Consider the following 21,205-nt stretch of genomic DNA (forward strand, 5'->3'; position numbering starts at 1 on the left):
AGATTGTCCAAAAATACTAGTCAAGGGTTTCAATGGGCGCTTTTATCACATTCCCCGCTGTTTTGTTGCTGATTGTCCTGCTTGCGATTGCCGGATACGCCCTTGGCCGCCGCAAGGCGCTGTCTTTTCCCGCGCAAAGCACCCATTCCCGCCCACACCAGCATGCTTGGCACGTTGTTTTTGCAACCGCCGCACCATCCCTTTTGGTTGTTATGTTGTGGCTTTTTTTCGCGGGTATCGCCTCTAATATCTATACCAACATGGTCACTCCGGACGATCTGGTTGACGTGCGTTTGTCGGCGCAGGCGCGTGAAGGACTGACCGAGCGCGAGATAGATATCCGCGAGGGCGTCTTACGCACTCAGTTTGTCGCCGGTGTACGCAGCCTTGCGTCCGCGCTTGATGGCTATGTCGCTGATGGCAACGCGACAGAGGCGGATATCGCCGGCTGGAACGCAGAGCAAGATCCGATCGCGGACAGATTGCGTGCGGGTGGACAAGTCCTCGGCCCTGCCGTCACCAACGGTATGTTGTCCGTGGCACAGGTTGTTCGGCAGTTCGACCGACGTGTTGGCACGGTTGGCCCGATCATTTCTTTGGTGCTGGCGATTGCAGGCTTTGTGATCGCGCTGCGCCGGATTTCCGCCGAATTTCGTGCACGCGTGGTGGTCGAACGCTGGATCTCCGGATTTCTGATTTTTGCATCCACGATGGCTATTCTTGCGACTGTCGCCATTCTTGCCGCTTTGACGCTGCCTTCGCTAAACTTTTTCCGCGAATACGGGTTTTTCAACTTTCTGTTCGGGATGGCATGGGCGCCAGCGGGCGACGTGGTCGGTATCCCCGAAGGACGCGACGGTAGCTATCAATCTGCGTTAGGCTTTGTGCCGCTGATTTGGGGCACGCTTTATATTTCGCTTGTCGCGCTGCTGGTCGCGGTGCCGCTTGGGCTGCTTGCGGCGGTCTATCTGTCGGAATTCGCGTCGCGCAGGGCAAGGTCTTGGGTCAAGCCTGCGCTAGAAATCCTCGCTGGTGTGCCGACAATTGTTTATGGTATTTTCGCGCTGATCACGATCGGGCCGTTCTTGCAAGCCGTGGTGGGCGCGACTGTGATGCCAAACACGGTGTCTGTGATGACCGCAGGCGTGGTGATGGGCATGATGTTGGTGCCGTTTATATCGTCGCTAAGCGATGATGTGATCAACGCGGTCCCACAGACATTGCGTGACGGTTCGCTTGCCATTGGGGCCACGCAGGCGGAAACCGTGGTGCAGGTGATCTTGCCTGCCGCATTGCCGGGGATCGTCGGTGCCATCGTGCTGGCCGCATCGCGCGCCATCGGCGAAACGATGATCGTTGTGCTGGCGGCGGGTGCTTTGTCCAATGTGCAAGGGATCGAACCTAACCCCTTTGGGGCAGTCGTCACTGTGACGACACGGATCGTCGCCGTTCTGACGGGCGAAGGGTCGGGCTTTGATTCGATTGACGTGCTTGCTGTCTTTGCACTGGCTTTCACGCTGTTCTTTATCACACTCGCGCTGAACCTTTTAGCACAGCGTATGGTCGCAAAATACCGGGAGCAGTACGACTGATGTCTGACGCAAACTTGTCCGGCGCTGTGCCGATCCGCAAAAGTTCATTACTCGAGCAATCCGCGCTTGTCCGCAAACGGCATCGCACCGGCACAATATTGCGCTGGCTGGGGTTCAGCGCGATCACGCTTGTGTTGATCTTTCTTGCGATTTTGTTGTGGTCGATTGTATCGCGTGGCGTCCCCGCGTTGTTCCAGTATCAAGCGCAGATCGAACTTTATTATGATCCTGCGGTCCTGAATCCTGACGGCGGCGATGTTTCGGCAGAAGAAATCGGCACGATCAACCTGCGCACAGGGTTTGAGCGGGGCATATTCACGTCATCGCTGCGCAGCACGCTGGAAAATGCGGGAATCGATATCGAAGGTACCGTGTCGCGCCGCTGGACAGCCGAAGCGATCGGCGCATTGGACGCGGCGGGCTTGACCGGTGCCAGCGCGATCATCGCGGCCGCACCGACGCCGGCAGATGCCGCAAAGCAGCTTGGTCAGGCGGGCAGTGCGGTGCGCGCTGCGGTCGCGGCGATGGACGGGGATGACACAAATGCCGCGATCACAGCGCGGGATGCGGCAGCGCAGGCGCTGAACGATCTGGGCTTTGCCCAAGCTGCAGACCGCGTTGCATCTATCGACCACTCAGAGAGTGCAGCACTTGCCGAGACGGGCTATCAAGCCGCGTTGACGGATGCGGCAGGTGCCTTGCGCCAGCCTGCGCAATTTGATGACGCCGCCCTTTCAAGCATCATCTTTGCGACGAACCGGCGGGATGTGCGTGACCAACTGGTCGCCAACCCTGATCTTGTCGGCACAACGGAAAAAACCGGCGTGCCGATCGACATTTCTGTGACACGGTATCTGTCGGGCGAATTGTCGGGTGTCGGCACGGCGCAAATGCCCCCTGGGTTTGATATCGGGCAACTTGCCCTTGTCGATGCGATGGTCGAAGCCGAGCTGATCAGAAATTCGTTCCGCTGGCATTTCTTCACCAATCCTTATTCGCAAAGCGGCGAGATTACGGGCATCGGGCCTGCCTTGATGGGGTCTGCCTATATGATGCTGGTCGTGCTGGTGTTTTCGCTGGTGTTCGGTGTGGCCGCGTCGATCTATCTTGAAGAATTCGCGCCAAAGAACCGCTTTACCAACTTCATCGAAATCAACATCGCAAACCTTGCTGCTGTTCCGTCAATTGTGTTCGGGATTTTGGGTGCTGCGATCCTGTTTACATTGATGGACCTTGGGTTTGGCAGCTCGATCCGTGGCACGGCGCTTTTGGGTGGTCTTGTGCTGTCGCTTATGACGCTGCCGACCATTGTTATTGCGACCCGTGCCGCGCTAAAGGCTGTGCCACCGTCGATTGCCGATGCGGCGTTGGGTGTTGGGGCGTCCAAAGTCCAGATGGTTTTCCATCACAAGCTGCCGCTGGCCGCACCCGGCATCCTGACCGGCACGATCATTGGGATCGCGCAGGCACTGGGTGAAACTGCACCGCTGCTGCTGATCGGTCTGTCGGTATCGACGGGGGCGGCGCTGTTGTCATCGCCGTTCTCGGGCGGTTTGCTGGAACAGGCGCAATCTATGCCGACTGTCGTCTATCTGCTGGCACAGAACCAAGACGCACCCGTGCGCGAAGGCTTGGCGCAATCTGCGATCCTCGTGATGCTTGTCCTGCTGTTCGCGCTGAATATCCTCGCGATTATTTTGCGGCGCAAGTTCGAGCGCCGGTGGTGATACGCATGGACATCAACGCCGTTGGCAAAGGATACGACAATGGACGACCTTAGACGCATTGAAAGAACCACCGACATGAACGACACAAAGATTTCCGCCAAGGGTGTGCAGGTCTATTACGGCGACACGCATGCGATCAAGGATGTCAGCGTCGAAATCGGCGACAAGACCGTGACCGCCTTTATCGGTCCGTCGGGTTGTGGCAAATCCACCTTTCTGCGCTGCCTGAACCGGATGAACGACACGATTGATATCTGCCGTGTGCAGGGCAGCATCACGATGGACGAGCAGGACATCTATGATCCGCGCGTTGACCCGGTGCAATTGCGCGCCAAGGTGGGCATGGTGTTCCAGAAACCTAACCCTTTCCCCAAGTCTATCTATGACAACGTGGCTTATGGACCCAAGATTCACGGGCTTGCGCGGAACAAGGCTGATATGGATGGAATTGTCGAAGCATCGCTGCGCCGTGCGGCCCTGTGGAACGAGGTCAAGGACCGGCTCGATTCCCCTGGTACCGGCCTGTCGGGTGGCCAGCAGCAGCGCCTGTGCATCGCCCGCGCGGTCGCTACTGCACCCGAAGTGCTATTGATGGACGAACCCTGTTCTGCGCTGGACCCCATCGCCACCGCGCAGATCGAAGAATTGATCGACGAATTGCGTCAGCAGTTTTCCGTGGTGATCGTCACCCATTCGATGCAACAGGCCGCACGTGTCAGCCAAAAGACCGCGTTCTTCCACATGGGCCATCTGGTCGAATTCAACGACACCGACCAGATATTCACCAACCCGCAGGACCCACGCACCGAAAGCTATATCACCGGCCGGATCGGGTAAGGGCTATGACAATGAACGACAATCATATCGTCGCGTCCTTTGACCGCGACCTTGAAAGCATTCAGGCCACCATGGTGAGAATGGGCGGTCTCGTCGAACAGGCGCTTGCGGATTCGGCACAGGCGCTGCGCACCCGCGATGACGAGCTGGCCGAAAAAGTCCGTATCGGCGACAAGGTGATCGACGATCTTGATCTGTTGATCAAGTCGGATGCTGCCCGCCTGTTGGCCTTGCGCGCCCCGACCGCCAAGGACCTGCGCCTTGTGCTGGCCGTGATGGAAATCAGTTCGCATCTGGAACGCTGCGGCGATTATGCCAAGAATATCGCCAAGCGCACCATGGCCATGTCGGGTGCCGGCGCGATTGGTGGCACGCTTTCCGATATGGCGCGGATGTCTGTTTTTGTTGAAACGATGGTCCGCGAAGCGCTGGATGCCTTTATCGCGCGCGATCCGGTCAAGGCCGCTGAAATTATCGCACGCGACGCCGAAGCTGACCAGATCTACAACACCCTGTTCCGGTCGTTCCTGACCCATATGATGGAAGACTACAAAAATATCACCGTTGGCATGCATTTGCATTTCATCGCCAAGAACATTGAACGCGTGGGCGATCATGCGACGGGTATCGCGGAACAGACGATCTATGCCGTCACCGGTGCATTGCCGGAGGATGACCGCCCCAAGCAGGACAATACCACCTCTGCCTTCTTGGAAAGTGATGTCTGATGGCTGACTTGCAACCATCCGTACTTGTGGTCGAGGATGAACCAGCCCAGCGCGAAGTGCTGGCCTATAACCTCGAAAGCGAAGGCTTTCGCGTCATAAAGGCCGCTGATGGCAACGAAGCCTTGTTGCTGATCCAAGAAGAACAGCCCGACCTTATCCTGCTGGACTGGATGTTGCCCGGCACATCCGGCATCGAGATCTGCCGCCAGATCAAAAGCCGCCCCGCCTTTCGGATGACGCCTGTCATCATGCTGTCGGCGCGGTCAGAAGAGGTGGACAAGGTCCGCGGTCTGGAAACCGGTGCCGATGATTACATCAGCAAGCCCTATTCGATCATCGAACTGCTGGCCCGCGTAAAGGCGCATCTGCGCCGGTCGCGTCCCGCCACCATGGGCGAACGGCTGATCTACAACGATATCTTGCTGGATTCCGAGACGCATAAGGTATTTCGCGGTGAAAACGAGCTTAAACTCGGCCCAACCGAATTTCGCCTGCTGACGACTTTCATGGAAAAACCAGGCCGCGTGTGGAGCCGGGATCAGCTGCTTGACCGTGTCTGGGGCCGCGACATCTATGTTGATACGCGCACTGTTGATGTCCATGTCGGCCGGCTACGCAAAGTGCTGGGCAGCCATGGTGGCGAGGATCTGATCCGCACCGTGCGTGGTGCCGGATATGCGCTGGGATAAGGCGCCAATGGGCCTGTCTCCGAAAGTCGGGTGGCCTTATTAAACCCCGTTGAACCCAAGAGGCAAAAGGCCCAATCTGGAGCCTCATGTCTAATTCGTGCATGGGTAATGGCGGAGACGAAGGGATTCGAACCCTCGAGACGGTTTCCCGCCTACTCCCTTAGCAGGGGAGCGCCTTCGACCACTCGGCCACATCTCCGCCGCGGGGTCTAGCAGCAATGAAGCGTCAAGAACAAGCGGAAATTGTCGCTATGCGCGTTTGTTTCGGTCTGGCGCGAGAGGGCTTTGCCCTGCGGCATTGCGTGGCACTGGCGCAGGGCGGATTGTCAGAATCAATATGATGAAATAGAACAAAGAATGAACATTATAACCCGAAATTAGGTGTGTCGTGTATGGCTTTGCTTCATATGCAGAAAACGCTGCAAGGCTTTCCGCCGCAGCCGGTGTTGTCTCGCTTTACCTTGTCCGAGGTCTTTGTCGAAACAGCCGCGGATGCTGCTGCCCTGGGCTTTGCGCTGGCGCGGTTGCCGCGTGGTCAGCGGCCAGTCTTGTGGGTGCAGGATCGCGTGTCGCGCAAGGAAAGCGGATATCCCAGCCTTGCGGGGATAGGCCCGCTGCGTCCGATCATCATGGTCAATGTCACGCGCGCCGCCGATGTGCTCTGGACGATGGAGGACGGGTTGCGCTGCCGCAGCCTTGGTGGCGTGATTGGCGAGATCTGGGGAGATCCGGCAGTGCTGGATTTTACCGCGACCAAGAGGCTGGCTCTGCGGTCCGAGGCGGCAGGGGTCCCATGCTGGCTGATCCGCCGCTTGGCACATCCCAACCTGAGTGCCGCGCGCGACCGTTGGCGGATCGGGGCGCGTCCCTCTGCCCCGCATCCGCACGATTCACAATCGCCGGGGGCGCCGCGCTGGGCGGTCGAATTGTTCCGGTCGCGCCATGCAAAGCCTGGGCAATGGGTGGCCAGCTATGACCGGGCGGCGGATCGTGTCGATCTGGTTGCCGCAGTTTCCGATCGAACGCTGGACGCGGGTGATAGAGCGGCAGGGCAACGCGCCGCCGGATGACATCCCCCTTGTGTTGGCACGCGACGGGCAGCACGGCCCTGTTGTGCATGCCGCCAACCGGGCTGCACGGCTGGCAGGGATCATGGCGGGGTCGCGCGTGGTGGACATGCGCGCGCTTTGTCCCGATTTGCAGGTCGCCTATGCCGATCAGGCGGGGGATCGTGCCGCATTGGACCGTCTGGTGCTTTGGGCGCGGCGTTGGTGTCCGTGGAATGTGCGCGACGGCGATGATGGCTTGATCCTTGATACCACCGGGTCGGACCATCTGTTGGGTGGCGAGGCCGCGATGTTGGTCGAGATGGAAACGCAATTGTCACTGCTGGGCCTGACGTCGCGGCTTGCCGTCGCGCCCACGTGGGGGGCGGCCTGGGCGCTGGCGCGCCATGGCCCTGTGCGCGCGATCTGTGGTGCAGAGGATATGGTGGTGAAACTGGGCGCGCTGCCTGTAACCGGCCTGCGCCTTGATCCGGCGACGGTGCTGCTGTTGCGCCGTCTGGGGCTGAAAACCATCGGCGCGGTGATGGATGTGCCGCGCCTGTCGTTGACCCGCCGCTTCGCCAAGGCCGCCTTGCCCACCAATCCGCTGCTACGGTTGGATCAGGCTTTGGGCAAGCTTGCGGAACCGGTGTCGAGCGTCGATCCCGCGCCGCGGCTCATCGTGCAAAGCCGTCTGGCAGAGCCGATCTTTGACCCCACCCCCTATTTGCCCGCGCTGTGCGCAGATCTGTGCGATCAGTTGCAGCAGGCAGGGCAGGGCTGCAGGCGGCTGCATCTGACGATCTATCGCACTGATGGCGATATCAGCCATCTGTCGGTGGCGATGTCCGCCCTGTCGCGTGATCCTGTCCACCTCAACGGTTTGTTCCGCGACAAGCTGGACCGGATCAACCCGGGCTATGGCTTTGATCTGATCGCGTTGGAGGCGGCTGATCTGGGGGCCGTCAAGACCGTCCAGAGCAATCTTGACGGCGGGTCAGATGATGATCTGGAGCTTGCGCATCTGCTGGACCGGCTGGCCGCCCGTTTCGGTGATCGTGCCGTGACCCGTCCGGTGCTGCGTGCCAGCCATATCCCTGAACGGGCCGAGATGCGTTTGCCGGTCTTGGCCGATGCGCCCGCGCTGATGCCTGTGCCCGCCAGCGAACGCCCGATCCGCCTGCTGGACCAGCCCGAGGAGGTGCGCGTTCTTTACGCCGTTCCCGAAGGCCCGCCCGCGCAATTCGTCTGGCGGCGTCAGACCCACCGTGTGACCCGCTATGCAGGCCCAGAGCGCATTGCGCCCGAATGGTGGCGCGACCGCCCCGGCACCCGCCTGCGCGATTATTTCAAGGTTGAGGATCAGATAGGCCGGCGGTTGTGGCTATACCGTGAAGGCTTGCATAGCGATGGGCGCGGCGGGGATCCGCGCTGGTTTGTCCACGGGATGTTCGCGTGATGGGGATGGGCTGTGCTGCCTCTGGCGGGAGTATTTTTGGAAATAAGAAGGTGGGGTGTCATGCCGCAGAATGACCACCAGCATCCCAGACGCGCATTGGAAGGGGACGGTTTTGTCCCTAATCCGCGCGCTGATTTCGTGGAATTGGGGGTGGCGACCTGTTTTTCGTTTCTGCGCGGGGCCTCTGATGCGGTGGATCTGGCCGTGACGGCGCATAGTTTGGGCTATGACAAGATCGGCTGTGCCGATCTCAATACCATGGCCGGGGTTGTGCGGCTGCATGCGGCGGCGCTGAAGGCGGGGATTGCCCCTGTTATTGGCTGCCGGTTACAGCTGGTTTCGGGTGAGGCTTTTCTTGCCTATCCACGGGATCGCGCGAGTTACGGGCGGCTTTGTGCGCTGTTGTCCAAGGGCAAGATGCGGGATGCGGGAGGGGGCTGGCAGGCGAAGGGGGCCTGCGACATCAGCCTTGATGATCTGGCTGCCCATGCCGCAGATGTACAGCTGATCGCTGTGCCGGGGACGGATCTGAGGCATTTCGCGGCCCTGCTGCCGCGTCTGGTGCGCGCCTTGCCGAGCTTGCGCCATGTTGCGGCAAGCTGTCTTTATCGTGGCGATGACCGCGCGCGGATCAACCGCCTTGATGCTTTGGCGCGCAGGCACGGGCTGTCCATTCTGGCCACCAATGATGTGCATTACCACGCCCCTGACCGCCGCCCGTTGCAGGATGTGATGACCTGCATCCGGCACAAGACCACGATCGCCAAGGCGGGGTTTTTGCTGGATGCCAATGCCGAACGGCACCTCAAATCGCCCGCGCAGATGGCGCGCCTGTTTGCCGACTGGCCCCATGCGATCCGTGCGACCCGCGATGTTGCCGATGCCTGCACCTTTGATCTGCGCGACCTTGCCTATGAATATCCGCATGAAACTGTCCCAGAAGGGCGCAGCCCGCAGGATTATCTGGAAGAATTGACATGGAAAGGGGCGGCGGCGCGCTATCCTGATGGGGTGCCTGCGGCCTTGCAGGCAACGCTGCGCAAGGAACTGGCGCTGATCGCCAAGCTTGATATCCCGCAATATTTCCTGACCATCCACGAGATCATCGATTTCGCCCGCAACCAGTGCAAGCCGCCGATCCTGTGTCAGGGGCGCGGGTCTGCCGCCAATTCCGCCGTCTGCTATGTGCTGGGGATCACCGCCGTCGACCCGGCCAAGAACGATTTGTTGTTCGAGCGCTTCATCAGCGAGGAACGCAAGGAGCCCCCCGATATCGACGTGGATTTCGAACATGAACGCCGCGAGGAGGTGATCCAACATATCTATAACAAATACGGCCGCAACCGTGCCGCACTTTGCGCCACGGTGATCCACTATCGCCCGCGCATGGCCGTGCGCGAGGTGGGGCGCGTCATGGGGCTGTCGGAGGATGTGACGACGGCACTGGCCAAGACGATCTGGGGCTCTTGGGGCCGCGAGATCGGTGCGGCGCAGGCCGCCGAGGCGGGGATTGACCTGCGTGATCCGCTGATGGCGCGCACGATCCGGCTCGCCGACCAGATGATCGGCATGCCGCGCCATCTGGGCCAGCATGTGGGCGGGTTCATCCTGACCGAAAAGGCGCTGACCGAAACCGTGCCCATCGGCAATGGCGCCATGCCGGATCGTAGCTTCATCGAATGGGACAAGGATGACATCGACGAATTGCGCATTCTCAAGGTCGATGTGTTGGCGCTGGGCATGCTGACCTGCATTCGCAAGGCGTTTGATCTGATCGCGGCGCATCATGGCAAGCGTTTCGATCTGGCAACCGTTCCGCAAGAAGATCCCGCCGTCTATGACATGCTGTGCAAGGGCGATTCCTTGGGCACGTTTCAGGTCGAAAGCCGCGCGCAGATGAACATGCTGCCACGGCTGAAACCGCGTGCGTTTTACGATCTGGTCATTCAGGTCGCTATCGTCCGCCCAGGCCCTATTCAGGGCGATATGGTGCATCCGTACCTGCGCCGTCGTAGCGGGGCCGAGGTTGTTGAATACCCTAGCCCCGGCCCGCAGTATGACCCTGACGAGCTGAAAAAGGTGCTGGGCCGCACGCTCGGTGTGCCGATATTTCAGGAACAGGCGATGAAGATTGCGATGGTCGCCGCCGAATTTTCTACCAAGGAGGCCAATGAATTGCGCAAGGCGATGGCGACTTTCCGGTCGCATGGCACCATTGGCGCGCTCGAGGAAAAGATGGTTGGCCGGATGATAAGGCGTGGCTATGATCCCGCATTCGCAGCGCGCTGTTTCAACCAGATCAAAGGCTTTGGTGATTATGGTTTCCCCGAAAGCCATGCCGCCAGTTTCGCGCTGCTGGTCTATATTTCCTCTTGGATCAAGTGCCATTATCCGGATGTGTTTTGCGCTGCCTTGCTCAATTCTCAGCCGATGGGCTTTTACGCCCCCGCCCAGATCGTGCGCGATGCCCGCGAACACGGGGTAATCGTGCGCGCGGCGGATGTGAATTATTCCGATTGGGACAACAGCCTTGAACCGCTGGCCCCCGGTGTGTTCGCTGTAAGGCTGGGCTTGCGCCAGATCGACGGGATGCGCCGCGATATGGCGCAGCGGATCATGGATGCGCGCGGGCGGCCTTTTGATGACCTCAAGGATATGAAAACCCGCGCCAAACTCGATGCAGGCACGGTGCAAAGGCTGGCGGCGGCGGATGCGTTGCGGTCGATGATGCTCGACCGCCGGCAGGCATTGTGGGACGCGCGGGCGCTGCGCGACGCACCCGACCTACCGCTTTTTGCGGATACCCGCGACGAAGGGGCCGAGGTCCGGTTCGATCTGCCGCAGATGCCGGTCTGCGAACAGGTGGTCGCCGATTACCAGACCCTGCGCCTGTCACTGAAGGCGCATCCGCTGGCGTTCCTGCGGCGCAGCATGACGCGGCAGGGCTATCGCGCGGCGGCAGAGCTTGCCCAGATGCGCAGCGGCCAGCCGGTGAAGCTGGCAGGTGTCGTGCTGATCCGCCAGCGCCCGGGCAGCGCCAAGGGCGTGTGTTTCATCACGCTCGAAGATGAAACGGGTGTTGCCAATCTGGTTGTCTGGCCCAAGGTAATGGAGGCCAATCGCAAGACCGTGATGCAGGCCCGCCTGATCGACGTGCATGGCGTGGTGCAGCGCGACGGCGATGTGATCCACGTGGTGGCCCATGTGCTGACCGACCGCAGCGATGCGCTGGCACGTCTGTCCGAGGATCGCATGACCCCGCCGCTTGCCCATGCCGACGAGGTGCGCCGCCCCATCGGGGGTGATCCGCGCGTGCATCATCCGCGCGATGTGCGCGTGATCCCGAAATCGCGGGATTTCCACTAGGGTCAGATGCTACGGTTCTGGTCCAGATAGGCCCTGATCTTTTCCAACTGCGGGATCAGGTCGCTGATTGTGCCATCCCCCAGATCAGCGGTGATCTGACGGATCGGGTCCGCCATGCTGGCAATCGCGTCGTCGTGCAATTTGCGCCCTGCCTCTGTCAAGAAAACGATCTTGCTGCGCCCGTCGCTGGGATGCGGGGTCAGCCGGATCGCGGCACGTTTTTCCAGCACGGCCAGCGTATGGGTCATTGTCGTTTTTGGCACCTGAAAGGCGGATGCCAGCGCCAGCGGGGTCTTTTCATCGCCCAGCCGGACCAGATGGTTCAGCAGGGCGAAATGCGACACATGCAACCCGTCGGGCAGCCGGGCCGCGAATATCGCCCCGGCCAATTGGTTGATGATCCCGATTTCGTTAAAGAACTGGAACACGCGTCTGCCGTTTTCGTCCATTCTGCCCTCAGATCAGCTTGGCCTCCAGCGGCCAACGCGGGCTTGGGGCGATGGTCGGACCATAGCCTAGACGGCACAGCATCTGAAGGGTTTCCCCGTCCTGCGCCAGCATCTGGTGCGCTGCCCTGTGATGCGCCGCCATTTCGGGGAATTCCTGCAAGGCCTGGCTCAGCGGTTGCATGTCTACGCCCGCAGCCGTCGCCGCAAGGTTCAGCCGCAACCAGTCGCGCCCGGCGATGATCTGGTCGGCGCGGGTATTGCCACGTGTCGCCTGCCACAGATGGCCCATCGCGGTTTCGGTATTGGCCAGCAAAACGGCCTTGCTTTGGGCGAACATGCTGGTCGTGGGGTCTGCCATCGCCGCGCGGGTCATCAGGCCGAAAGCGCCTAATGTCTCGAACAGGGGACCGGAAAAGTCGATGCCGTCGGGGTTCGCTTCGACCTCGGCCTTGCCGATGCGAAACAGGTCCACGCTTTCCTTGAAGGTATGCGGTGTTTCGATTTCCACGATCATCGCGTCGGTGGTCAGTTGGCGCAGGGTGGCGATACTGCTTTCGGATGCATCGCCCGTCACTCGGCTGCCATGGATCGCGGCACCGGCGATCCGGGCGATGGTGTCGGGCGCTATGGGGCGGGTCGTGTCGAACGGTTCCTTGTTGGACCGCCGCGCCATGACATGGGCAAACAACGGGTCCGGCCTGCCTGCACCGGCGCGGAATGTGGCGATGGCGACAGGGCGGTCGTCCAGCGCCATCTGGTCTGAGCCTTGTGGAAAGACGTCAAGGTCCACGGCAAACCCGTCTTGTGCGGCAGCCATGACCAGCAATTCCAGAAAACACCCCAGCCCCACTGTGATCTGGCGGTTGAACGGGTCGGTGTCGGGCAAAAGTCGGTTGGTATCGACCTTCAGCAGCACGCGGTCGGGTTCGGACAGATCGACCAGCCAAGGCTGGCGGTTATGCGGATTGGGCGCAAGGATCGCATAGGACAGCGCCCGCATGCGCGGTTCGTCATACATGCTGCCCGCACGGTCCCAAGGGGCCAATGCGGTGGCGGGGGTCCGGCTGGCGATGGTGCCGAGCGTTGCGGTCGCGGCAAGGATGATGCCACCACCGGACAGGGCAAGGAATTTACGACGGTTCATGTCTCGTCTCCTGTGATTCAGTAATTGATACGATATCGAACTAAATAATACGAAATCGAACTAAGTGCAAGCGCCCTGCTTGCCCTGTGCCGGTCATCGGCTGTATCCCTTGCCGGACATCCGGTGCGAAAGGTCCGCCATGCGGCTTAATCTCAAACAGCTTGAAGCCTTCGTCTGGGTCGCTGATCTGCAAAGCTTTCGCGGTGCCGCCGACAGACTAGGCACGACGCAGCCCAATATCTCGGCGCGGATCGCGGGGCTGGAACAGGCGCTGGGCACGGTGTTGATGACGCGGGATGCGGGGTCCGTGGTGCTGACGGCCAAGGGGCGCGACCTGCTGGCCCATGCCCGCCGCGTGCTGGATGCCACCGATGCGCTGATCGCGGCGGCGGATCAAAAGGCGCTGATCGACGGCACCCTGCGGCTTGGCGTGACCGAGATGATCGTCCACACTTGGCTGCGCGATTATCTGCGCCGGCTGAAAGAGACATATCCCAAGCTCAGCGTCGAATTGACCGTCGATCTGTCGGTCAATCTGGAACGGATGCTGGCGGACCGCCGCCTTGATCTGGCGATCCAGAATGGCCCGTTCACGCGGCTGGTGACTGGCGAAATCGATCTGGGCGCTTACGGGCTGATCTGGGTTGCCAGCGCCAGCCTTGGCCTGCCACCTGTTGTGTCACCGGGCGATCTGGCCGCCCATCCGATCCTGACCCATGCGCGCGATACGCATCTTTTCGCGCAGGTCGCCGACCATTTTGCGGCGGCAAAAGTGCCTGTCCGTCTGGTCCCGTCCAGCAACCTCGCCGCCTGTCTGCATATGACCATCGACGGCATGGGCGTGGCGACCCTGCCCGAAGCAATGGCCGCCGAGGCGCTGTCGCGCGGTGATCTGGTGCGGGTCGGTTATGGCTGGACCCCAACGCCTTTGCATTTCTTTGCCCGCTACGATGTCGAACGCACGCCGCGCGTCGTGGCCGATGCGGCCTTTGTAGCGGCGCGGGCAGCGCAGGTCTTTGATCAGGAATCGTGATCTAATCAATTTCATAAAATAATTGGATGTGATGCAATCCACAGCCTAACCTGCCCGTGGCAGCAGAAGGACAGATCATGCAGCACGCAATCCGGCTTGGCGTCGATATCGGCGGCACTTTCACCGATGTGGTGCTGGAACTGGCGGGGGCCAGCCATTCGACCAAGGTCCTGACCACCTATGCCGCCCCCGAGGATGCGATCATCGACGGGATGCATCAGGTCTGCGCCAAGGCGGGGATCAGCCCTGAGCAGATCGGCCAGATCATCCATGGCACGACGCTGGCGACCAATGCGCTGATTGAACGGCGCGGCGCGCGCACGGCGCTGATCACGACGGAAGGCTTCCGCGACGTGATCGAGATGCGTACCGAAAGCCGGTTTGAACAATATGACCTGAACCTGCAACTGCCTGAACCCCTGCTGGCGCGACAGCACCGGTTCACCGTGACGGAACGTGTCGATGCGCAAGGTGCCGTCCTGATCCCGCTCGACCGCGAAGAAGTTGTTGCACTGGCCGAGGATATGGCCAGCTATAATTTTGACAGCATCGCCGTGGGCCTGATCCACGCCTATCTGAACCCCGAACATGAACGCATGATCCGTGATGTGCTGGCCGAACGCCTGCCGGGGGTGATGGTGTCGCTGTCGTCCGAAGTCTCGCCCCAGATGCGCGAATATGAACGGTTCAATACGACCGTCGCAAATGCCTATATCAAGCCCTTGATGAAAACCTATCTGGACCGCTTGAAATCGCGGCTGGCGGATGAAGGCGCGGATTGTCCGGTGTTCCTGATGCATTCGGGCGGCGGGATCATCAGCCTTGAAAACGCGGCAGAATTTCCGGTCCGGCTGGTGGAATCGGGACCAGCGGGGGGGGCTGTGTTCGCCGCTCATATCGCCGCGCGTTACGGTTTGGACAAGATCCTGTCCTTTGACATGGGCGGCACCACGGCCAAGATCTGCCTGATCAAGAACCAGACCCCGAAAACCGCCCGTGTCTTTGAGGTGGCGCGCAGTTACAGGTTCAAGAAAGGCTCTGGCATGCCGATTTCGATTCCCGTGATCGACATGGTTGAAATCGGCGCAGGTGGCGGCAGTCTGGCCCATGTCGATAGTTTGCGTCAAATCCGCGTCGGGCCGGAAAGTGCGGGGTCCGAACCGGGGCCCGCCTGCTACGGGCGTGGCGGGTCAAGACCCGCCGTCACGGATGCCGATCTGGTGCTGGGCCGGCTCGACCCCGACAATTTTGCCGGTGGGTCGATCAGGTTGCACAAAGGCGCGTCAGATACGGCGCTGACAGCACTTGGCGCCCCGCTGGACATGGACGCCCTGACCGCCGCTTATGGTCTGGCCGAGGTCGTGGATGAAAACATGGCCAATGCCGCGCGTGTCCATGCGGTGGAGAATGGCGAGGATCTGGCCGGTTACACCATGATCGCCTTTGGCGGGGCTGCGCCTTTGCATGCGGGGCGCTTGTGCGAAAAGCTGGGCGTTGCGCGCCTGCTGGTGCCGACGGGTGCGGGTGTTGGCTCTGCCATCGGGTTTTTGCGCGCGCCGTTCAGTTTCGAGGCGACACGCAGTGTGTATATGAAACTGTCGGCGTTTGACGCAGCAATGGTGCGCGACCTGCTCGCCGCCTTGGCGGAGGAAGCGACAGGTTTCGTGCGTAATTGCGATGCTGCTGCCCCGATCACGGCGCAATACAAGGTTTATATGCGCTATACCGGCCAAGGCTGGGAAATCCCCGTCAGCCTATGCGCGGATCAGGCGGCCAACCCCGATGCCGTGACATTTCAGGCGCTGTTCGAGGCGGATTATACTGCCCTGTTCGGCCGCACCGTCACCGGCATGGATATCGAAATCACCGTCTGGGCGGTCAATGCGACCACGGCCAGCGCCATGGCCACGCCGCTGCCCGCCACCCCCACAGGCCGTGCGATCACGGGCCATAGTACCCGCGCCCTGTTCGACCCTGCGCTGGCAAAGACCGTGCAGGCGCAAATCGTCCCGCGCGCCGGGCTGGCGCCGGGCGATACCGTCACAGGCCCCGCGCTGATTACCGAGAATGAAACCACCATCGTTATCCCCGCCAGCCGACACGCCATTGCCCGCCCCGACGGCAGTATCGACATCACGGAGATCCGCGCATGAGCAATGTCGCCAACCAGGTCATGTGGAACCGGCTGATTTCCATCGTCGAGGAACAGGCGCAGGCGCTGGTCCGTACCGCCTTTTCGACATCCGTGCGCGAGGCAGGCGATCTGTCGGCAGGTGTCTATGACGCTGCGGGCCTGATGCTGGCGCAGGCGGTGACCGGCACGCCTGGTCATGTCAACGCGATGGCCGATGCCGTGCCACATTTCATCCGCCGCATCGGGCGCGCCACGATGCGCGAAGGCGATGTCTATATCACCAACGACCCGTGGGAAGGCACCGGCCATCTGCATGATTTCACCGTGGTGACGCCGTCTTTCTACCAAGGCCGCCACGTCGGGTTTTTCGCCTGCACCGCCCATGTCGTCGATGTGGGTGGGCGCGGGTTTGGCGCGGATGCAGCCAGCGTCTACGAGGAAGGCATCCACATCCCCATCATGCGTTTCGCCCATGCGGGTCGCGTGGACGAAACCCTGATCGCGATCATCCGTGGCAATGTGCGTGAACCGGAACAGGTGGTCGGCGATCTTTATGCTTTGGCCACCTGTAACGAGATTGGCCAGCGGCGGCTGGCGGAAATGCTGGCGGAATTTGCGCTGCACGATCTGGATGGGATCAGCGATTTCATCCTGACCAATTCGCGCCGCGCCACCTTGGAACGGATCGCCGCCTTGCCGCGCGACAGCGCCACAGGGGCGATGCGGATCGACGGGTTTGATGTCCCCATCGACCTTTGCGTCAGTCTGAAAATCGAGGCTGACCGGATCATCTGCGATTTCACCGGCACATCTGGCGTGGACAAGAAAGGCATCAACGTGCCGCTGGTCTATACCAAAGCCTATGCCTGCTATGCGCTCAAATGCGCGATAGCACCTGAAATCCCCAACAACGCCGCCTCGCTTGCGCCGTTCGAAATCACCGCACCCGAAGGCAGCATCGTCAATGCGGTGCATCCGGCGCCCGTCGCGCTGCGCCACATCATCGGGCATATGATCCCCGATGTGGTGTTCGGCGCACTGGACAAGATATTGCCTGCCACCGTTCCTGCCGAAGGGGCAGGGTGTCTGTGCAATTTTCAGGTCAGTCTGCGCCCTGCCACTGGCCAAGGGCGCAGGGCCGAGGTGCTGACCTTCAACTCTGGCGGGGCAGGGGCGCGGCCTGCTTTGGACGGGCTGAATGCTACCGCCTTTCCGTCTGGCGTGATGACCATGCCGGTCGAGGCCACTGAACATACCGGCCCCGTCATCATCTGGCGCAAAGAATTGCGCCCCGACAGCGGCGGTGCGGGCCAGTTCCGCGGGGGGTTGGGCCAGTTCATGGAGGTCGGCCCCGCGCAAGGCTTCGAGGCTGACTTTTCCGCCATGTTCGACCGTGTGCATCACCCTGCACGCGGCCGGCAGGGGGGTGCTGATGGCGCTGCGACGACCATTGCGCTGGACGATGGCAGCACGATGCAAGGCAAAGGCAAGCAATTCGTCCCCGCAGGGCGGCGCGTCATGCTTGGGTTGCCGGGGGGGGCGGGTTACGGGCCTGCCGCTAAGCGCGACCCTGCCCTTATCAAGCGCGATCTTGCGCGTGGCTATATTTCTGCGAAAGCTGCGATGCGCGATTACGGCCTGACCGAGGCTGATGTCGCTGCCGTGCAAGCACAAGTCACCAAGGGAGAAACCGCCTGATGCAGACGCCTTTGCAAAACAGCTATGACGTGGTCATCATCGGCGGCGCGATGCTGGGGTCGGCGGTGGCGTGGTTTCTGACCGACAACCCCGATTTCGATGGGTCTGTGCTGGTGGTGGAACGCGATCCCACTTACGCGCAGGCCGCCACATCGCTGACCAATTCCTGCATCCGCCAGCAATTCAGCGCCGCGATCAACGTGCAGATTTCGCAATTCGGCGCGGATTTCGTCAAGAATTTCCCCCGCTACATGGGCAATGACCCCCGCGTGCCACAGCCGCGCCTGCACAGTTTCGGCTATCTTTATCTGGCTGACACGCCCGCCTTTGCCGCCGCCTTGCACGATGCACAGGCGGTGCAGGCGGCCTGCGGGGCTGGCACCCGCCACATGACCCGTGATGAAATCGCCGCCGCCTATCCGTTCTACCAGCTGGATGATATCATCGCGGGCAACCACAATCTGGTGGATGAGGGTTATTTCGACGGCAACACCCTGTTTGATTGGTGGCGGCGGTCCGCGCGCGAACGCGGGGTGGACTACATCACGAACGAAGTCACCGCGATCACCCGCGATGCCAGCGGCACCCGCGTGCAAAGCGTCACGCTGGCCACGGGCGACACCATCGCCTGCGGCCATATCGTCAACGCCGCCGGCACGCGCGGCGCGCAGGTGGCGGCGATGGCGGGGATCAGTATTCCGGTGGAACCGCGCAAACGCTACACCTTTATCTTCGAGGCTGCGCAAAGGCTTGACCGTGACCTGCCGCTGACGATTGACCCAAGTGGCGTGCATGTCCGCACCGACGGACAATATTACATGGCCGGTTGCCCACCCGAAGATGACCAGCCCGTCGATCCCACTGATTTCACCGAAGATCACAGCATCTGGGAAGACCACGTCTGGCCCACCATCGCCACCCGCATCCCGCAATTCGAGGCGGTGAAGCTGCGCAATTCATGGGCGGGGCATTATGATTACAACACGCTCGACCAGAATGCGATTGCGGGGCCGCACAGCGGGGTGGCCAATTTCATCTTTGTGAACGGGTTTTCGGGGCATGGGTTCCAGCAATCGCCTGCCATGGGGCGGGGCATCGCGGAGTGGATCACCTATGGTGCCTACCGCACGCTGGACTTGACCCCGTTCGGCTATACCCGCATCGCAAAGGGTGAAAAGTTTATCGAAAAAGCGGTGATCTGAACCGCGACGAAAGGAAATGCCATGAAGAAACTTGTCCTGACAGGGGCTGCGGGCCGGCTTGGGTCTTACTTGCGCGAACCGTTGACGCGGATGTGTGACGAACTGGTTTCCACCGATATCGTGGCGGATATCGGCAAGCTCTATGACGGTGAAAGCTATGTGCAGGCCGATCTGACCGATCTGGCCGCGATGGAAGCTATTCTCAAAGATGCCACGATGGTCGTGCATTTCGGCGCCATCGGCGACGAGGCGCCGTGGGACGATATTTTGCAATCCAACATCATCGGGGCCTATAACGTCTGGGAAGCGGCCTATCGCCAAGGCGTCAAACGAGTGGTTTACGCCAGTTCCGTTCATGCCGTGGGCATGCATCTAAAAACCGACACCATCGGGTTGGATGCACCGCATAAGCCCGACACCTATTACGGTCTGGCCAAGTGCTTTGCCGAGGATTTGGCGAGTTTGTACTGGGACAAACGCGGGGTGGAATCGGTCTGCATGCGCATCTTTTCCTGCGCGCAGGCGACGAATGCGCGCAGCATCGGCACTTGGCTGTCCTATGGCGACCTGATCCATCTGGTGGAACGGTCCATCGACAGCCCTGTCGTGGGCTTTACCAAGGTCTGGGGGATTTCCAACAACGACCGCGCGGTGGTGGACAACAGCAAGGCAGGGCATCTAGGGTTCCGGCCCAAGGATAATGCCGAACAATTCGCGCAGGATGTGTTCGCCAAGACACCGCCGCTTGATAACAAGGACCTTGCCAATCTGTGTATCGGCGGTCCCTTTGCCACCGTGGAATTGGGCAATTCGGGTGTGGCTGTCCTCGGCGTGGTGAACGACAAGAAAACCACCTGAGCCTCTGCGCGGTCAGTCCTTGGCCGACCGCGCAACCCACATGCCGGCAAGGATCAGGGCAACGCCTGCGATGCGCGCCAATGTATTGCCCGCTGTGCCCATGATGATGTCGATCATAACGCCCGAAATCATCTGCCCCGCGATGATCAGGAGCGCCGTTTGCGCCGCCCCGATCCGCGCGATCAGCCAAGACCCTGCGGCGATGAACACCACGCCGACGGGGCCGCCAAGATAGGCCCACCACGGGGCATCCTGCGGCGCGCCCGCGAACAATCCGCCAAAGACCAGTGCGACCAGCGTGATGAAACCCAACCCCACTATGTGATTCCAAAATGACGATTCCCATGCCGATGTGGATAGCGCCAAGCGCCCGTTGATCTGGCGCGACAACGAGACTAGCACGCCTGCCAGCAGGGCAAGGGCGGCAAAGCCGATCATGCCGCACCGCCCAGAAAGATCAGCACCAGACTGCCCGCGATGATCAGCGCCAGCGCCAGATAATCGCGCGCCTTTGGCATCCGTTGCGGCAGGCCGAACAGCCCGCGGATATCGGCGAACAGGCTGAACAGCATCTGCCCCGCCAACCCCAGTGCGATCGTGCCGGACAACGCTAGCGCCGTGTTCATCGTGGCTGAGGTCAGCATCACGGTTACACCCCCCACAACGCCCCCCAGATAGGCCCAAAGCGGCGGGCGCGATATGCCCGCGCGGCGCGGACGCAGCGCCAGCAGGATCACGATGGCCAGCGCTGTGCCTGTCAGATGCGGCACCCATGATGCGAACAACAGCGATCCGTAGGCGGCCAGCGTCCCGTTGACCAAAACCATCAACGACAACAGACTGCCCGCCCCAAAAGCAGCTGTGAAATGCAAAAGACGTGGGGCAGGGACAGGATTGGACATGCCGCGATCTATTCACCGATAAAAGTGCAAAGGCAATCCTTGCGGCGGATGCGGTGGGTCAGGTGGGACAGCAATCAAAGACTGGCAAGCGGCGTGCAATCCAGTGTGCTACGTTCAGAATCAAAGTTCTGCAACGCAACACGAGCCAAAGGCCTGCCAACTCATTAAACAAAAACCAAGTTACAAAAGGCGCCTGTGTCAACGTTGCCGTCCCGCGGTCTGCATGACAGGCAGATGTGGTGATAATTTGGCGAAACTTTTACTTTCCTGCGTTCGACGGGAAAAGAGAGGCCGTTGACACCCCCCGATTCCTGTTTATAAGCCGCGACTTCATTGGTGTT

Annotated in this window: 17 protein-coding genes and 1 tRNA gene; 13 read left to right on the forward strand and 5 right to left on the reverse strand. The window is 60.9% G+C overall.

The genetic code is table 11. From position 1 onward, the window contains the following. Positions 1 to 32: 32 nt before the first annotated feature. The 5 genes from pstC (at position 33) to phoB (ending at position 5,573) form a co-directional block, all read left to right on the forward strand. Complete coding sequence (gene pstC / locus ACPF9B_RS00850) at positions 33 to 1,592, forward strand: phosphate ABC transporter permease subunit PstC (protein WP_424178576.1); 1,560 nt, start codon at positions 33 to 35, stop codon at positions 1,590 to 1,592. Continuing rightward, the gene (gene pstA / locus ACPF9B_RS00855; RefSeq protein WP_424178578.1) at positions 1,592 to 3,319 is read left to right on the forward strand and encodes a phosphate ABC transporter permease PstA; all 1,728 of its coding nucleotides are present in this window, start codon (positions 1,592 to 1,594) and stop codon (positions 3,317 to 3,319) included. Before pstC ends, pstA begins: the two co-directional genes overlap by 1 nt. A 75-nt stretch (positions 3,320 to 3,394) precedes the next feature. Then, on the forward strand, positions 3,395 to 4,156 hold the full coding sequence (gene pstB / locus ACPF9B_RS00860) for a phosphate ABC transporter ATP-binding protein PstB (protein ID WP_424180307.1): 762 nt from the start codon (positions 3,395 to 3,397) through the stop codon (positions 4,154 to 4,156). 11 nt (positions 4,157 to 4,167) lie between these two features. Further along, complete coding sequence (phoU, locus tag ACPF9B_RS00865) at positions 4,168 to 4,884, forward strand: phosphate signaling complex protein PhoU (protein WP_007205895.1); 717 nt, start codon at positions 4,168 to 4,170, stop codon at positions 4,882 to 4,884. Further along, complete coding sequence (gene phoB / locus ACPF9B_RS00870; RefSeq protein WP_424178580.1) at positions 4,884 to 5,573, forward strand: phosphate regulon transcriptional regulator PhoB; 690 nt, start codon at positions 4,884 to 4,886, stop codon at positions 5,571 to 5,573. The genes phoU and phoB overlap by 1 nt, the downstream gene beginning before the upstream one ends. Before the next feature lie 109 nt (positions 5,574 to 5,682). Here phoB and ACPF9B_RS00875 read toward each other — a convergent pair. Further along, positions 5,683 to 5,772, reverse strand: a tRNA-Ser gene (locus ACPF9B_RS00875). Between the two features lie 193 nt (positions 5,773 to 5,965). Here ACPF9B_RS00875 and ACPF9B_RS00880 point away from each other — a divergent pair. Genes ACPF9B_RS00880 through ACPF9B_RS00890 form a run of 3 tightly spaced genes read left to right on the forward strand, consistent with a single transcriptional unit; the run spans position 5,966 to position 11,444 of the window. After that, entirely contained in the window at positions 5,966 to 6,643 is a 678-nt protein-coding gene (locus tag ACPF9B_RS00880; RefSeq protein ID WP_424178582.1) for an ImuA family protein, read from the forward strand. Then, complete coding sequence (locus tag ACPF9B_RS00885; RefSeq protein ID WP_424178584.1) at positions 6,546 to 8,078, forward strand: Y-family DNA polymerase; 1,533 nt, start codon at positions 6,546 to 6,548, stop codon at positions 8,076 to 8,078. The genes ACPF9B_RS00880 and ACPF9B_RS00885 overlap by 98 nt, the downstream gene beginning before the upstream one ends. A 60-nt stretch (positions 8,079 to 8,138) precedes the next feature. Beyond that, positions 8,139 to 11,444, forward strand: coding sequence for an error-prone DNA polymerase (locus ACPF9B_RS00890; protein ID WP_424178586.1), 3,306 nt, complete (start codon positions 8,139 to 8,141; stop codon positions 11,442 to 11,444). A 2-nt stretch (positions 11,445 to 11,446) separates the two neighbouring features. On the opposite strand, the gene ACPF9B_RS00895 is transcribed toward ACPF9B_RS00890, so the two are convergent. Continuing rightward, entirely contained in the window at positions 11,447 to 11,893 is a 447-nt protein-coding gene (locus ACPF9B_RS00895) for a MarR family winged helix-turn-helix transcriptional regulator (RefSeq protein WP_007205890.1), read from the reverse strand. Between the two features lie 7 nt (positions 11,894 to 11,900). Further along, the gene (locus ACPF9B_RS00900) at positions 11,901 to 13,037 is read right to left on the reverse strand and encodes an Acg family FMN-binding oxidoreductase (protein WP_424178588.1); all 1,137 of its coding nucleotides are present in this window, start codon (positions 13,035 to 13,037) and stop codon (positions 11,901 to 11,903) included. A 139-nt stretch (positions 13,038 to 13,176) separates the two neighbouring features. On the opposite strand from ACPF9B_RS00900, the gene ACPF9B_RS00905 reads away from it, so the two are divergent. The 5 genes from ACPF9B_RS00905 (at position 13,177) to ACPF9B_RS00925 (ending at position 19,962) form a co-directional block, all read left to right on the forward strand. Continuing rightward, complete coding sequence (locus tag ACPF9B_RS00905; RefSeq protein WP_424178590.1) at positions 13,177 to 14,070, forward strand: LysR family transcriptional regulator; 894 nt, start codon at positions 13,177 to 13,179, stop codon at positions 14,068 to 14,070. A gap of 77 nt (positions 14,071 to 14,147) precedes the next feature. Beyond that, on the forward strand, positions 14,148 to 16,223 hold the full coding sequence (locus ACPF9B_RS00910) for a hydantoinase/oxoprolinase family protein (RefSeq protein WP_424178592.1): 2,076 nt from the start codon (positions 14,148 to 14,150) through the stop codon (positions 16,221 to 16,223). Next, a complete protein-coding gene (locus tag ACPF9B_RS00915; protein ID WP_424178594.1) occupies positions 16,220 to 17,902 on the forward strand; it encodes a hydantoinase B/oxoprolinase family protein in 1,683 nt (560 codons plus the stop codon). Before ACPF9B_RS00910 ends, ACPF9B_RS00915 begins: the two co-directional genes overlap by 4 nt. Next, positions 17,902 to 19,104, forward strand: a complete 1,203-nt coding sequence (locus ACPF9B_RS00920; RefSeq protein ID WP_424178596.1) for an NAD(P)/FAD-dependent oxidoreductase — start codon at positions 17,902 to 17,904, stop codon at positions 19,102 to 19,104. The genes ACPF9B_RS00915 and ACPF9B_RS00920 overlap by 1 nt, the downstream gene beginning before the upstream one ends. A 21-nt stretch (positions 19,105 to 19,125) precedes the next feature. Then, positions 19,126 to 19,962: an NAD-dependent epimerase/dehydratase family protein gene (locus ACPF9B_RS00925; protein WP_424178598.1), complete on the forward strand. Its 837-nt coding sequence runs from the start codon at positions 19,126 to 19,128 to the stop codon at positions 19,960 to 19,962. A gap of 12 nt (positions 19,963 to 19,974) precedes the next feature. Here ACPF9B_RS00925 and ACPF9B_RS00930 read toward each other — a convergent pair whose 3' ends face one another. Next, positions 19,975 to 20,400, reverse strand: a complete 426-nt coding sequence (locus tag ACPF9B_RS00930) for a DMT family transporter (protein WP_424178600.1) — start codon at positions 20,398 to 20,400, stop codon at positions 19,975 to 19,977. After that, a complete protein-coding gene (locus tag ACPF9B_RS00935; protein ID WP_424178602.1) occupies positions 20,397 to 20,864 on the reverse strand; it encodes a DMT family transporter in 468 nt (155 codons plus the stop codon). Before ACPF9B_RS00935 ends, ACPF9B_RS00930 begins: the two co-directional genes overlap by 4 nt. Positions 20,865 to 21,205 lie beyond the last annotated feature (341 nt).

Source organism: Yoonia sp. TsM2_T14_4, assembly GCF_049602355.1.
Lineage (GTDB): Bacteria > Pseudomonadota > Alphaproteobacteria > Rhodobacterales > Rhodobacteraceae > Yoonia > Yoonia vestfoldensis_A.